Source organism: Gilvimarinus gilvus (assembly GCF_030518155.1).
In the GTDB taxonomy this organism is placed as follows: domain Bacteria; phylum Pseudomonadota; class Gammaproteobacteria; order Pseudomonadales; family Cellvibrionaceae; genus Gilvimarinus; species Gilvimarinus gilvus.
Window position 1 is genome coordinate 37,377 of the sequence record NZ_JAULRU010000514.1, and the last position, 13,634, is coordinate 51,010.

Here is a 13,634-nt window from a genome sequence, read left to right on the forward strand (position 1 = left end):
CTCCTAACGGGATGTAGAGGTCAGAGAAGCCCTAAGGCTTCGTCTGAACCTCTACGGTCTTGATGGCTGTCACATACACCTCAGAGAGCTCATCGCGCATCTCTGGATTGGCGTTGAGCCAGTCCAGGATTTGCTGGGCATACTCTGAATCCTGTGCCAGTTCTTTGACTTTCTTCTTGCAGTCAATGAGGTATCGAAGATCCAACAAGTTAACCATTGGCCACCTCCTGAAATTGATCAGTGAGATTGGCCAAACAGTGAATTGATGGGTCAGACTCAAGCCCCGATAAGAGCTCGTCATACTCCAGTAGTGAAAGCTCACCAAAGGTCGACGTGCCACCTGTACGGGTGTCAGAAACCTTTATGTGATACTCACCGTCAATGTGAGATTCGGCGACTCGAAAGAAGCCAATGTTGAAACGTGGGGAAGTTGCCATGGGAATGCTCCTGGTTAAGACAGGGAACACCCCATGGGGAGTATTCCCCAGTGGGCGGACAGTTTGAAAAAAGGATCGTATTGCTGCTATCACAGGCAATGCCTGCTCAGATCCACGAACAGCTAAAAGGGTCGGCGTTTAGGCTCGCCGGCAGCACAATCAGACCACGTAAAGACCCTGATTCAAGGCCCTTAAGTGGTCCGCCTGGTGACGGACCCTTTGGATATCAGCGCACAATATTGTGCTATGGCCCGCGCCTGTACGTGTCGCGGTACGTTGACCTGGCAAGCTGGCATGGCCTCTGTGATAAAAACACCAGTTGTTGCCCGGTATGCTCATCACAAAGGCCTTGCCAGAAGCGATTTTAGGCCGAGGCCACGGGTGTGACCTCGGTTGACATTGGAAGGGACGATTCTCACATCGTCGAGTTTAACCAGCCAGTCAGGACGGTTGGAGGGTACCTGCTGACTGTCAACCGGAAAGGCCTGGCTGTGGGGCAGAACAGAGCCTTGTTCAGTATCTCACCGGTACGACTGAATCAAACCGCATAAGCGGCTAAGGTCCACTAAATCCGTAGTGGGACGGGAGAACTGGATTACTGAAACCGTGGTGATCGCACGTCTTGAGTAATACAGCGGCTCTTGTCCGAAGGCGCAGCATGTTACCAAAATCAGCCCACCAGCGGAACCTGGTGAAATATGGGGCATGCCGGCACCGCCGGCTATGCCGCCTCCTTGGGAGCGTGGATCGCGCTACCTGATTCAATATCGAATAGCGTAGCGATGACCTCGGATGACCGGACCGTCATATCGAAATCACTGAATACCTGGATACCCCTGATTGAGCGCACGACAAACCGTGCTAAGCCACCAGAGGCATACTGGGTAATGCATTCCCCAACGGCTCGTTGGTAGTTGGGGTAAACGGTGGACTGAGAGTTACCAATGGATGCCGTAGCTGTGCTCATACTGTGCTCCTATGCTTTGTTACGCCCAACGGGCTCCCTAAAAGGCTCAGAAAACCTTCTAGGGAACCCGCTAAGCGGGACTCCACATAAGCGCTAAATCGCCCAGAGGGGCAAATCAGCGCGTCAGAGCACTGTAGAAGATCCAGGCGACCCGGACTGACAGCGATGCTGCCAGCCAGGTGCCTTTGGCCACTTGGATGGGAATGGACTTTCAAGCCGCGGGACGAACCCATGCTTGTTGATCACGATCCCAGCGGTAGCCCTGGCTCTTCAGCTCAGCTTTACGAGCAGCAAAATCAGGCTGACCTTTATCCAGCCTTACTACATCGCCCTGTGCAGGAGCAGCTTGGTTCTCCGGAGCTTGACGGCTCTGAGGAGCGACCCAAGCGCCCTGATCGCGGTTCCAAGAGTAGCCTGCCGCTTTCAATTCAGCTTTACGCTGCTTGAAATCAGGTGCCTCTGGATCCAGCGTCACAGAATCCGGTAAGTTGGCATTTGCCGCGGCCGGATTGGCTTGCTGCGCTTGTGGCTGATAAGAACCGCCAGCGGTTGCTTGAGCACCAGCATCATTGAATTGCTCCAGGTTCACTTGTTGGCCATCTACCTTCAAATATTTGATGGACAGTAGACGAGCACTGGTGAACACCCGAACCTCCTGGCCTTGGCCGGGAGAGCTGGCTGTGAATCGAAGATCGCCGGCTTTAAGGACGGCATTGACCTTCTTGTCACGGTCAGCGATTTCGGATTGGAACTTCTCAATGATCTTTTTAGCGGTTTTGCCAGTGACCTTCAGGTCGACAAATACCGGCTGAGCGTCTTCGGCCTTACCCTGAAGGAAGGTGGCGCGAACTTGCAGGAATGGCTCAAATGACTGCCCCGGCTTGGGGGTAACCATCCGTGCATCGTACAGGTTGGCAAAGCCTTCCAGGTGAAGATTGAAGTAACGTTGATCGTTTGATTGGTTGTAAGACATGATATCTCTCCTGAATTTAGGAACAAAAAAAGGGGAGACACCTGTCCCCAACGGGAAGATGCTCCCCATTGGGTTGGTATAACTGATTTGGCCCGAAGGCTAGATATGAACGCCGGGATGAACCCTGAGCTTGCTGCCGCGTCACGAAAGCTCTAACAAAGGTACCACTGGTAGCAGTGGCCACTATGCACCTCTGATTCTAGCAAAGTTTAGACGCTTGTAAACCCCGTCTTCAAATCGAATGGTGGCCAATATGAAGCCCGGGTCGCGCGACCTCTCGGCAAAGGAGCAGGTTTCACAAACATCTCAACACTTTACTGTTTGTGTATGCGGATATAATGGCTTTGTCGATAAACTCGAAGGCAGTGTCCTATGAGTAACAAACTCATTAGTCATAGTTTCTCCACAGTCTGCACTCTAACCCATTGAAATATGGGTATATTTGCTAACCTCGTAAGTACATAGTAGACCTCGCTGAGGTCTCGTTGAACATAATGGCTTGGTTTTCGCAGGAACAAAACGCAGAAAGAGATGCGCTAACCTGTTGAGCTTGGTATGATTTTTTGAAAATAAACTCGGAAAAGGGGTGGATTTCTGTGTTTGGTAATCGAAATTCCGTCTAATAGACTGTTAGCTTCATGAAGTAATTGGAATGATTTTTACAAGCTCATATAGTGATGGAGATGGCTTCATCGCAGACCGAGAATTAACTGGGTATACTTATAAATCCGAACCTGTAGAGTTGTGGGTGACACGCTGGACTGAAGGCAGCGGTAGAGAAGAGTACTCCGCCAAGATTGTACGAAAAAACAATAATTATGATGAGTTATTATCAATCGACTTCAAAAACAGTCTTGTAACCGTACTCAGATGGGCAAGCAAAAACCTTGATGGCCAGCCGAAAGTTTTTGGTGAATTAGACCTACTAGACTTAAAAAGAGATGCTTCAATTAAGGGGGAAGGCTCTGAATATCTAATCGCTGCATACCTCATGCTAGAATTTGGATATCTAGCTTCCCTAGCTAGCCCAAATATGCCAGGTTACGATATTCATGTTGTAAACCCAAAATCTAAAGCTTCTTGTAAGCTACAGGTTAAATTTCGAAGCAATAGAAATTCAACCTTTAAAGTTTCAAGTGATGATTTTGACTTTTTGGTTTTAGTAGATAAGTCCTTCCATGAACACAAGAAGCTAAACGTTTCAGCGGAGAATAATAGTTTTAAGACCAAAGAAATTTATAGGCCTATACCAAGCTGGCCTATTTGGATTATAGATAAAAATCATATCGTTAGTGATATGAAGTTTTACGGCTATGTTAAGAGTCCAAGATATAGTGATTTCTATCATAACTGGAAGTCAATATCTGATTTCTTGTCATGACAAAGCCAACAAGGCGTTTGATTCGCCTTCGGCTTGGGCGCGCAAAAAAACGCGAGCCCTTTAACGTGGCGTTATGTTTTTTGGAGGATAAATTGAAAGCTTTATCCGTAGTTGCTCCTTGGGGGGCGATGATTGCTAACAAAAGTAAGTCTTTGGAAATTAGGTCCTGGCAGCCAGAAGTGCTACCGATTCGAGATGTTGCTTTAGTACAAAACAGAAAGCGTCTGACGAAGTGCGGGGAAGAGGATGCGGATGGGCATGTTGTGGCAATAGTCGATATTATTTCATGCAAACCTTGGGAAATCGAGGACTGCAAATTCTCGGGTTGTGATGAGTCAGATTTTGAAGAAGGTTGGCTAGCATGGAAGCTGTGCAACGTCAGAAAGTTAGCCAATCCAGTCACAGCAGTCGCAAAACGCAAATTTTATGAGTTGGCAAATACTGAAGCTATTGCAGTCAGGCGCGAACTAGGAAAATAACAATCCAAGTCAGCGGGACATATTTTTGCTTTGGGGCGTTAAGTATAGCCAAAAAGGACACGCATGAGTGGACAGATTAAAAAAATAGACTCAATTAAAGGGATGGCGGTCTATGATGATTTTCAGTGGTCATCATCTATGCGAGGTGCAGGTAACAACATCTCAGAATTTAAAAAACTAAACATCCTATATGGCCGGAACTACTCTGGTAAAACAACACTCTCGCGGATAATCAGAGCTCTCGAAACCGGCACGATATCAGACAAATATGGTTCACCTAAGTTTCAATTGTCTTTTGATGGCGGCAGCACTGCCACGCAAAGCTCATTAAGCAATCATGGTCAAATAGTTCGGGTTTTCAATGAGGACTTTGTTCGGGACAATCTTCGGTTCATTGTTGATGACGAGCGGACGATCAATTCATTCGCCATCTTGGGGGAAGACAACACAAAGCTTGAGGAAGAAATTGAGAAGCATGAAGCCGAACTTGGGAGCGAAGAGGAGAAGTATGGGCTACTGGGAGAACTCCTAGGGGCTGAAGAAAAATTCAACGGAGCCCAAAAAGACCATGACGATAAGTCGTCCGAACTGGAGGGGAAGTTACGTGATAAAGCCAATCAGGCAGGCACTGGAATCAAGCATAATAAAACGTTTGGTGATGCCAACTACAATGTTACGAGAATAAAGGCAGACATCTCGACTGTTACTAAAGACACATACTCTCCGCTTACTGATGAGCAGGTGGTCAGGTTTCACGACCTCCTGAGAGAAGAACCCAAATCGGAAATCCTTGAATCACCGACTTTCAATCTTCAATACTCTGCTATATCTTCAAAGGCTAAGGAGCTCATTGAAAAAAAGATTCAGGCATCTGATCCAATTCAGGAATTGCTAAACGATGCGGCCTTGGCCTTGTGGGTGAGGAGTGGTCGGGACCACCATCAAGAGAAAAGAGATAAGTGCGCATTTTGTGGCGAAGACCTTCCTGAAGATTTGTGGGAGAAGCTGGACAAGCATTTTAATAAGGAATCTGAAGAGCTTCGTCAAGCATTGGAAACCCTGCTTGGATTGATTGAACGTGAGCGATCCCGAGCTCCTAATCTACTGAAAATAAAAAACTCGGATTTCTACTCTAACTTTACAGTCGACTTGGATTTGTTGTCAGAACAGTTGTCGACCTTATCAGAGTCTTACAGTGAGAGTCTGGACTCGATAGAAGAACAGGTCGAAAAGCGAAGAGATGACATTTTTACGCCTCTTGAGTTTGAAGTGTCTGAGACTGTTGAAGGTGCTTTGAATGCGGTCAGGGAATCCTATGAGGAGCTCAGAAGCGCATCTAACCAGCTTACAGCTTCGCTAAGCGCCGACCAATCTGAAGCTCGTGCGGCTCTTCGCCTTCATGAGGTTTACACATTCACGAACGACATTAAGTATGAAGACGAGTGTACGGCCATTGAGTCATTTAATATGGCGATGGGTGAAGCGAAGAAAGCTAAAAGCATTGTAAAAGAAAAAGTTGATGTAAAACGAGAAAAGATCGCAGTACTGAAGGCCCAGCTAAAAGATGAAAGCAAGGGGGCTGATAGGGTAAACGATTATCTGAACAACTTTTTCGGCCACCAGTATCTCTCACTAAAAGCCATTGAGGAAAAGCTAGGGGACGCGTCATCTGGATACCGGTTTGAGGTAATTCGAAACGACAATAAAGCATTCCATCTCAGCGAAGGAGAATGCAGTCTGATAGCTTTCTGTTACTTCATGGCCAAGCTTGAAGACATAGAGACTAAAGGTAATCAGCCAATCATTTGGATCGATGATCCCATTTCCAGCTTGGATGCAAATCATATATTTTTTGTTTACAGCCTTATTAATGCAGAGATTGTAACCCCAGAGAAATATGAAGATGGCGATGAGATTAAGGAGCGTGACCGTTTTAAGCAACTATTTATTTCGACTCACAATTTGGATTTTCTAAAGTATCTGAAGAGACTACCCGGCGCTTTTAATAAAAATAAGTCTCAATACTTTATAATTACTAGAACGAATCAAGTCAGTAAAATTACATTGATGCCTCGATACCTCAAAGACTACGTCACAGAATTTAACTTCCTGTTTCATCAAATTTATAAATGCGCTCATGCACAGATCGAGAGTGATGAAAATCATGATTGCTACTACAATTTTGGAAACAATGCCCGAAAGTTTCTTGAAGCATTCTTATACTACAAATACCCCAATGCCGTAGAAAGAGATAATAAGTTGGCGCGTTTTTTCGGGGATGATGCATTGGCATCGTCACTAACGGATCGCATAAACAATGAGTTTTCCCATTTGGAGGGTGTGTTTGAGAGAAGTGTTTTGCCTGTTGATGTGCCTGAAATGAAGACAACAGCAAATTTTATATTGCGAAAAATTCAAGAAAAAGATCCAGACCAGTATTCGGCGCTGCTTCAAAGTATTGGGGTGGAAAATTCGTAACAAGGGGATTTTGAAAGCTTTCCGATGGGCTCAAAAGCAGCCTCAAATGCGGACTTTAAAATCAAATGGAATGCGTTTATAAATAGCTTCAGCAAAGGCTAGAGATAGCCAAACGACACAGGGTGTTAATGCAGCATCTCGCCCGCTTCCCAGAATCACCACCCCATTGCGAATAACGTATACGAATGCGATGATTAACGTGAATCCGCCACCAATCCAAAGTACGGTTTCAGTTGCCTTGGTAAAGGCTTTCGGAAGGTATATTACTGTCTGCCTGTCCATATAAAGCTCCCTTCAGTGGGTTGCTAAAACAAGCCTACTGTAGGATCGCTTCATACTATAGTCGTCGTAAGGCGTGAAGCCTGAAGAACACAGCCCAACGCATATTGGACTGTGTTCATTTGACAAGATCACTTCACTGAAGGTCTATGGTTGACCAGCACAATTCCGATAATCCAATATCTGGGGAGTTCCATTTTGTATACGTTTGATTATGATAAACAGTAACTAGGTTCTCATCGCGTCGATACTCACAAAGGTAGTGACCATTAAGCTCATCCACTGACTTGTTTGGTTCGTCAATCGTAAACTGTGAGGCAGTGCCGACAAATGCAATTTTTGAAATTTCTTCGTTTTCCATTGTGTCAGTGAAAAACTTGGATAATGACGCGGTGCCGACTGGCGTATAGTCCGAAACGCGAGTTTCGAGGGTAAGCACACAATCATTTTGAACCAGTGGGAGCTCGTCGTATAAATGGATGATACCGTCATGAATTATATCATTATGATAGGGATCTCTATGGCAGCCATCGGCTGAATACAATATTGATCCTGATGGCCTTTCAAGCTGGATGTCCATAGATTCAATAGAATCCCTAAGGACGACATAAGGGATCGTAGCGAGAACAGGGTTTTCCCAGCCATTCTCATCTACGATCTGAAGAAAAACTGGTTCGTTGTTTGAGGTTTCAATCGTCAAAATTGGATTATCGCTGTCAGGCAGAGATACAACGTCAATCGTACAATCAGCTGTTGCCGTAAACTGATATGATCCCTCAGAAAAGGTGCCATCGCAGCCTGTAACCTCTGTTGTGAAACCATAGCCTGACTCGATATCGAAAGTCACTTGGTCGCCGCTATTTACTGTAGCTGTCGATGGCACTATACGAGCGCCAAGCGTTGCTGATGTAGTAATGATGACCTGCTCAGCGCTGGTGGGCGTGGATTCTGCCGTGATCTTGCAATTCTCAGTCACCGACTCAATGACATAGGTGCCTTCATTTAGAAAGCCGTTACAGCCAGTAATATTCAAATCATAGCCAGGTTCGCGACTTACAAATAAATAAGCACTCTCACCACTAGGAACAGATAGGTCCATAGGGGAAATTGATGTTCCATAGCCTTCCAGATCTACGGATATGAGATGCGGTGTCTCACTAGCGAGAGAATATGTAGCGGTAACCGTGCAATCACCAGGTACGTTATGAACGGTTTCGTATTGGCTTACTAAAGGAGCGTCGGGATTCATCGAGCGAACACCGCCGCAACCTTCAATATCGGTTAACTCAAAACGTTCATTCATTAACCCGTTAAGCGTGAACTCCATGGGAAATCCACGATAGGCAGGTATCGTTTGCTTCATGATAGAGTCACCAACAATCTCAATTATGGTCATCTCTCGATCGCTTTCACTAATACTAATTGGGCGATCCTCAATATTGCCTCGCTGACCGCCAGTGGATCCACCCGTATCCCCTCCAGAAGAGCCAGAACCGGACCCACATCCAGCCAGGGTGATTGCAGAAATTGCTAGAAGAGCTTTTGAAATTTTCATCGAACACATCCTTTCTTGTATGACGTTCCTACAGTTTGGGGGTTGCAAAATATCTGTCAATCTGATATTCAGTCTCATACGATTTATCGAATGATTTCTTTTAAGTCGCATCCTTCCCGCGCAGAAGCGTAAACAATCTAAGTCGAATACCCAACTACATGGACAATAAATCCGTCTTCACAAGGGTGGTCGTGTGAGGTATTGGAAGTCAGTCGAATACGGCCATTAGTCACATTGGCGAGAGTCATCCCAAACGCACTATCAGAGTGACCGCTATCGCCTGCATGTTTAACCGATAGAAGTAGGCTGCCAGCAGCGTGAATAGTAAATACAGAATTATGGGATCCCGCCAACTCGCAGCGAGCCGTTACTAATGCCACTCTAGCATCATCCAAATAGCTCCCCCCGTACGTACTGTTTAGCTGCCCAGATTGATATCCTCTTCTCTGAACAAGGATTCTAGGGCTCAGCGCAATCAAGCGGCTCTCCTCCTTGGCCATCCACCTTCCCATATAGCAAACAAGAAGCGATCTACGATCATCCTCATTGATAGCGATATTACCGCTTAAAGAATTGCACCTATCGCCATCTCCGGCCATTTGCAAAAGGTTAAGTGCTCCGGTTTCTGTGTGATCCGCTACCACATTGTTAGCATCTACTCGGTTCGCCTCCATGTTATGGATAATTGATAGGTCAGAAGGATCAAGCACCTTGGTAATGTCATCCCTGTCTGTAAGCATCGTCATTTCAATATTGCGCAAATTCACGGCGTCCTGGTCACCACCGGCAAAGGTTCCAGTAAGTTCGCGGGAACCGTCACGGTGGTAGTACTTATCATCAAGTGCTGCATAGGAAACTTCGTGCCCTGGAATCGGAATCACAGTGGCCACATTGGCTACACCAATTCGACGCGCGTAGGGAAGTCTTGCCAATAATCTGTTCGCATAGACGCTTTGCGCCGCACTGAACTGGACTTCAAAATCATCTCCAACCTGGTTGAAGGTATAGCTGCCACCCAATGGCGCCGCTGCCATGCCGGAACTTAAGTAACCACCAGTCACTAAAGCGCCAACATTGTTTGGCCAAGCTTGAGTGTCCAGACGATGGCGTCTGGCGGCCGTCAGCACGTCATGCACCTGGCTAGCCGCATTATTCACAATGCGCTCAGCCCATTCTTCTTCGATTTTCGGAATCGCGAACAACGCAATCAAACCAAGGACAGCCAACGCAGCGGTCAGCTCAATCATGGTAAAGCCTTTAGACCTAAAATACTGAATCATTGGCACACTCCTGGTTCGTACATGTGTTTAAGCTGCATGTTGTAGACATTTTCTTGGGCGGTTAGAACCGTCGGCGCAGACTCCCAAATCACTTCGCTGCCGCTATATCGCGTTCCACCCACAGTAGCGTAAAGCCTAGATGCCGACACTCCAGAAACACGGGCTTTAACCATCAACGTTTGGTCAATTTCAACGGTCAGATCAGACCCGAATGGATTATCAGCGAAAGATGATTGATCAAGCAGACCAAGACCGACCAAATGACTTATCGACGGTGTCGGACTGAACGATGCACTACTGCAATGCATGTCGTAGTATCCGTTGAGAGCGCTCATGACAAGCGCGGCATTTCTTTCAAGGAGTCTATAATCGGCATCGCGATAATAGCTTTCAGCCGCTCTGATCCCTCCAATAGCCACAAGAGATAGGACCGCAAGAACGGTCACTATCTCAAGTAAGGTAAAACCTTGCTGTCGTGGATTCACGATTATCCTCTGAACGTCGTCGTCAGTGTTCCACCGGAACACGCTGCAGTTGTTGAGGATGGTGCGATCGCGTTTTCGACACGCGAACAGAAATTAGCCTCCAATCCTGTTGCTGTGATAGTGACTGTCGACCCACTGGCACTGACCGTGTAGTCACCACCTTGAGGGTTAGCACCGGTACAACTGGTGAACGGCATGCTGGCGTACTTCTCAGAAACGATGGTATTACAGCTAACGCCGGAGTAGCTGCTCCGAATACCACGCATTTTTTTGGCACCAGCAACAAGCATGGATATATCGCTGATGAGCGATTCTTCTTGCTTGCTTTCGTACATGCTGTTCACTTTGGGAACCGCGTAGAGGAGGACTAGCGCAAGTACGGCCAAGCCGACAATTATTTCTACTGCGGTTATGCCCGCCTGGCGTTTGGGTAAGAATGGTTTTTTCATGGTTAGACTCCAATTTGCATGTGATCCTTAGGGTTAAACCCTACGAGTACGGATACGATCATGATGACGTTATAAAAAGCCCATCCCCCAATGAGAAGAGCTACAAGATAAGCAGCGTAGGTGGAACGTTTCGATATGGATTTTCCGACTACATCTGCGGCCTTGTTCATTGCAGCGATCAGCTGGTCGTCATCGGCACTGGCGTAAAGATGCAGCGTCGCAATTTGCGAGTCATCCAACAAACCTGTATCCATGGCGTCCACTTCGCTTATGGCACCTTCACCCAAGTTAAATTGAGCTAAGGTAGCGTGATACCGTTGATAGTTATTTCCAGAATCTTTCAGGATGTTAAAAATTCGTGAGGCAGGCATGCCGAACTCTTTGAGGAGCGCGAACGTCGAGATAAACTTGCTCGCAATTGAAAGCCGGTACCCAGAAAAAATCGGTATTTGATCGATTCTGTGTCTGAAGCTGGAGATACTGTTCGCCATATACCAGCGATATCCAATGAACAGCCCGATACCGATCAGTGCCGCCAGCCATAACCAATGAACATAAAACTCGATGAGAGAGGTCATACTGTCGAGTGTTGGATCGGATTTACCGTGAATCATCAACTTAAGACTTTCAATCACCGGCCCAACGGGGTAAATCATAATAGCGATCGTCGCAATCAAGATAATCGAGGGATAGATGGCAAGCTTGATGATTTTGGCGCGCCCCTGTGACGACACTTCCAGTGCATCCGCAATGCGCTCCAAGGCACGTACAAACACTTCTGAACCCGCTTCCTCGGTCGCCTTAAGTGCAGACAAAGAAACCGGATCGATCCATCCTTCCATAGCCGATGCAATACCACCACCTTCTTCGAGCGACGCAAGAATCAGTGTGGCGACTTCCTTCTGAATGGTCGAGCCGTGTTTGCGTATGTGTTCACAGATTTCAATCGGTTGCTTCCCCACTGTCATGGGGCCAGCAAACGCGCGAAGAAAATCAGCCTGCTTCGCACGACTAAACCGAAAAGACCGCTTTAAACCTTGTAGTGAATCGTTAAACGACTCGCTCAAAGAGTTTAGATTAACGAGCTCAGTAAAGTAATTATCCATTCTCAACGACCTCCAACGACCTGTTGGCAATCGCTGCCTGGCGTGACTCAATTTCTGCGATTCTTCGTGACTCAATATCACGATCAAACTGCGCGTAATCAAAGCTGTCCGCATTGATCCCGTAAGGAGATTCCAGTGACTTCTCAACGATGATTGGACACAGTCGCCCCGCGAGGATCTTATCGGCGGCATTGTCTTCCATCGACTTCCAGCCGGTAGACTTCAAGTAATCCAGCCAGCCATTCAGGTCGCCATTGCGGATGTATCCGCGTCCTAGTTTGTCCAGGAAAATGATTTCAGCAATCGGGACGCGACCGCTAATCCCATGGCCATCACAATGCTGGCAGTGGTTCTCACCAACCGCTTTGGTACGAATACGTTTCAAAGCTCCTGAATTGTTCTCCGCTGTCATTTTCTTAAAGTGATCCCAGACACGGCGGTGATCATCCGTAGCCCTGGGGTTATCTACGACATCCTCCAAGCGTTGACTGCACGCAGGACAGAGCTCGGGTACCAGACGCTGGGCGATGATGGCCCGGATTAACCCTGGGGAGGCCAGCCGGCTCGGCTGAGCGCCAAGATCCACCATTCGCTCAATGGCCACAACGCCGCTGTTGGCGTGGAGTGTAGATAACACCAAGTGACCGGTATTCGCCTGCTGGAATGCGCTGGACTGTACTTCAGGGTCACGGATCTCACCGTAGACAATGACATCCGGGTCCTGACGCATCGTCGATTTTGAATAGCTTGCCCAGGAGGTCTCAGGACGCTTTTCATTGACCTGTGTTTGGCAAACACCGGGGATTCGGTTCTCTACCGGGTCCTCGTAGGTAATGATCTTCCGGGTTCCGCCCTTTGCAAGGATGGTAACCCCGGCCGACAGCGCTGTGGACTTGCCCGAACCGGTAGGGCCAACGTAAAGCACAATCCCGTGAGGGAACGCAAAAGCTTTTTCCTGCAGCGCCACTTGGCCTGAGCTGTAGCCTAGCTCCACGAATGTTGGGTTCTTACCTTCGCCATCGGCGGACAGTAACCGTAGAACAATGCTGATACCCTTGGGATCATCCATGGGCTGGTGGGCGTAGCGGATCTTCACCTTGCGCAGACGGCCGCCCACGCTGATCTCTACCGTGACGCTGGCGTCCACCGGAATGTTGACGTCAAAGGGCTTTGGTGACGTCCCTCCGGTGCGGTAGGACTCGAAGTTCACAATCAGAGCCCCTAATTTTCGGCCCTGTTCTGCCGTCAGGCGAAAACTGGTACCCGTTTGCTCGACCAGCTTTCCCAGCACCCTAAACTTGACGATCGAGCGTCCCAGGATCTCATCGGTCTCAATATGCACATCGGAAGATCCGGCCTGGTAGGCCGACTGAACCAGAATATCCAGGAGCCTTTGAATAGCGGAACGCTCAACGGTGTTTAACTCACTTTGAGTAGGTTCTTCGGCGGTGCCTTGAGGAACGGTATTATTCGAGCGCAACATCGAGACGATTTGTTGCTCCGCTGGGCGAATCGTGACGTCCAGACCGTGTGATGTCTTTAAAAAATCCTTGGCTCTCCTGGCCGTCTGTAAGCCTTTGTGGGATATGTCTGCAGTCAATAACTCATCTGTATCCAGGAGCACACAAGATTGCATGTCAGCCAAATAGGAACGTAAGCGTTCGTCCTGAACCGGTGTGCCGGCAATGTCTCGCATGTCCAGCACAGGGCTGGTGCCACACATATCCGCAATGCTCTGCATATCTGATGTCATAAGGCGCTCTCG

The 13,634-nt window shown here is 47.6% G+C and carries 14 protein-coding genes; 3 read left to right on the forward strand and 11 right to left on the reverse strand.

The genetic code is table 11. From position 1 onward, the window contains the following. Positions 1-31: 31 nt before the first annotated feature. The 4 genes from QWI17_RS09330 to QWI17_RS09345 all read right to left on the reverse strand — a co-directional run bounded on the left by QWI17_RS09330 (position 32) and on the right by QWI17_RS09345 (position 2,377). The gene (locus tag QWI17_RS09330) at positions 32-217 is read right to left on the reverse strand and encodes a hypothetical protein (protein ID WP_302722238.1); all 186 of its coding nucleotides are present in this window, start codon (positions 215-217) and stop codon (positions 32-34) included. Then, positions 210-437, reverse strand: coding sequence for a hypothetical protein (locus tag QWI17_RS09335; RefSeq protein ID WP_302722239.1), 228 nt, complete (start codon positions 435-437; stop codon positions 210-212). The genes QWI17_RS09330 and QWI17_RS09335 overlap by 8 nt, the downstream gene beginning before the upstream one ends. Before the next feature lie 721 nt (positions 438-1,158). After that, positions 1,159-1,404, reverse strand: coding sequence for a hypothetical protein (locus QWI17_RS09340; protein ID WP_302722240.1), 246 nt, complete (start codon positions 1,402-1,404; stop codon positions 1,159-1,161). A 211-nt stretch (positions 1,405-1,615) separates the two neighbouring features. Further along, positions 1,616-2,377, reverse strand: a complete 762-nt coding sequence (locus tag QWI17_RS09345) for a DUF3577 domain-containing protein (protein ID WP_302722241.1) — start codon at positions 2,375-2,377, stop codon at positions 1,616-1,618. A gap of 652 nt (positions 2,378-3,029) precedes the next feature. On the opposite strand from QWI17_RS09345, the gene QWI17_RS09350 reads away from it, so the two are divergent. From QWI17_RS09350 to QWI17_RS09360, 3 genes are all read left to right on the forward strand, one after another. Further along, positions 3,030-3,758 (forward strand): hypothetical protein, encoded by a 729-nt coding sequence (locus QWI17_RS09350; RefSeq protein WP_302722242.1) that lies wholly within the window; start codon positions 3,030-3,032, stop codon positions 3,756-3,758. Positions 3,759-3,850: 92 nt separating this feature from the next. Beyond that, on the forward strand, positions 3,851-4,237 hold the full coding sequence (locus QWI17_RS09355; RefSeq protein WP_302722243.1) for an ASCH domain-containing protein: 387 nt from the start codon (positions 3,851-3,853) through the stop codon (positions 4,235-4,237). 63 nt (positions 4,238-4,300) lie between these two features. Next, positions 4,301-6,715, forward strand: coding sequence for an AAA family ATPase (locus QWI17_RS09360; RefSeq protein WP_302722244.1), 2,415 nt, complete (start codon positions 4,301-4,303; stop codon positions 6,713-6,715). 42 nt (positions 6,716-6,757) lie between these two features. Here the strand turns inward: QWI17_RS09360 and QWI17_RS09365 are convergent, their stop codons facing one another. The 7 genes from QWI17_RS09365 to QWI17_RS09395 all read right to left on the reverse strand — a co-directional run bounded on the left by QWI17_RS09365 (position 6,758) and on the right by QWI17_RS09395 (position 13,622). After that, positions 6,758-6,997, reverse strand: a complete 240-nt coding sequence (locus tag QWI17_RS09365; RefSeq protein ID WP_302722245.1) for a hypothetical protein — start codon at positions 6,995-6,997, stop codon at positions 6,758-6,760. Between the two features lie 133 nt (positions 6,998-7,130). After that, positions 7,131-8,549 (reverse strand): hypothetical protein, encoded by a 1,419-nt coding sequence (locus QWI17_RS09370; RefSeq protein WP_302722246.1) that lies wholly within the window; start codon positions 8,547-8,549, stop codon positions 7,131-7,133. A gap of 137 nt (positions 8,550-8,686) precedes the next feature. Next, entirely contained in the window at positions 8,687-9,829 is a 1,143-nt protein-coding gene (locus QWI17_RS09375) for a competence type IV pilus major pilin ComGC (RefSeq protein WP_302722247.1), read from the reverse strand. After that, positions 9,826-10,314 carry a type II secretion system protein gene (locus QWI17_RS09380; protein ID WP_302722248.1) on the reverse strand — a complete coding sequence of 163 codons (489 nt, stop codon included), beginning with the start codon at positions 10,312-10,314 and terminating at the stop codon, positions 9,826-9,828. Before QWI17_RS09380 ends, QWI17_RS09375 begins: the two co-directional genes overlap by 4 nt. A gap of 2 nt (positions 10,315-10,316) precedes the next feature. After that, a complete protein-coding gene (locus QWI17_RS09385; protein WP_302722249.1) occupies positions 10,317-10,763 on the reverse strand; it encodes a hypothetical protein in 447 nt (148 codons plus the stop codon). A 2-nt stretch (positions 10,764-10,765) separates the two neighbouring features. Further along, the gene (locus QWI17_RS09390) at positions 10,766-11,869 is read right to left on the reverse strand and encodes a type II secretion system F family protein (protein ID WP_302722250.1); all 1,104 of its coding nucleotides are present in this window, start codon (positions 11,867-11,869) and stop codon (positions 10,766-10,768) included. Further along, positions 11,862-13,622 (reverse strand): GspE/PulE family protein, encoded by a 1,761-nt coding sequence (locus QWI17_RS09395; RefSeq protein WP_302722251.1) that lies wholly within the window; start codon positions 13,620-13,622, stop codon positions 11,862-11,864. Before QWI17_RS09395 ends, QWI17_RS09390 begins: the two co-directional genes overlap by 8 nt. Positions 13,623-13,634 lie beyond the last annotated feature (12 nt).

What these genes read in the sequence shown, in the direction of transcription:
- QWI17_RS09330 (WP_302722238.1), bottom strand. Translation starts at nt 217, where the DNA reads ATGGTTAACTTGTTGGATCTTCGATACCTCATTGACTGCAAGAAGAAA.
- QWI17_RS09335 (WP_302722239.1), bottom strand. Translation starts at nt 437, where the DNA reads ATGGCAACTTCCCCACGTTTCAACATTGGCTTCTTTCGAGTCGCCGAA.
- QWI17_RS09340 (WP_302722240.1), bottom strand. Translation starts at nt 1,404, where the DNA reads ATGAGCACAGCTACGGCATCCATTGGTAACTCTCAGTCCACCGTTTAC.
- QWI17_RS09345 (WP_302722241.1), bottom strand. Translation starts at nt 2,377, where the DNA reads ATGTCTTACAACCAATCAAACGATCAACGTTACTTCAATCTTCACCTG.
- QWI17_RS09350 (WP_302722242.1), top strand. Translation starts at nt 3,030, where the DNA reads ATGATTTTTACAAGCTCATATAGTGATGGAGATGGCTTCATCGCAGAC.
- QWI17_RS09360 (WP_302722244.1), top strand. Translation starts at nt 4,301, where the DNA reads ATGAGTGGACAGATTAAAAAAATAGACTCAATTAAAGGGATGGCGGTC.
- QWI17_RS09365 (WP_302722245.1), bottom strand. Translation starts at nt 6,997, where the DNA reads ATGGACAGGCAGACAGTAATATACCTTCCGAAAGCCTTTACCAAGGCA.
- QWI17_RS09370 (WP_302722246.1), bottom strand. Translation starts at nt 8,549, where the DNA reads ATGAAAATTTCAAAAGCTCTTCTAGCAATTTCTGCAATCACCCTGGCT.
- QWI17_RS09375 (WP_302722247.1), bottom strand. Translation starts at nt 9,829, where the DNA reads ATGATTCAGTATTTTAGGTCTAAAGGCTTTACCATGATTGAGCTGACC.
- QWI17_RS09385 (WP_302722249.1), bottom strand. Translation starts at nt 10,763, where the DNA reads ATGAAAAAACCATTCTTACCCAAACGCCAGGCGGGCATAACCGCAGTA.
- QWI17_RS09390 (WP_302722250.1), bottom strand. Translation starts at nt 11,869, where the DNA reads ATGGATAATTACTTTACTGAGCTCGTTAATCTAAACTCTTTGAGCGAG.
- QWI17_RS09395 (WP_302722251.1), bottom strand. Translation starts at nt 13,622, where the DNA reads ATGACATCAGATATGCAGAGCATTGCGGATATGTGTGGCACCAGCCCT.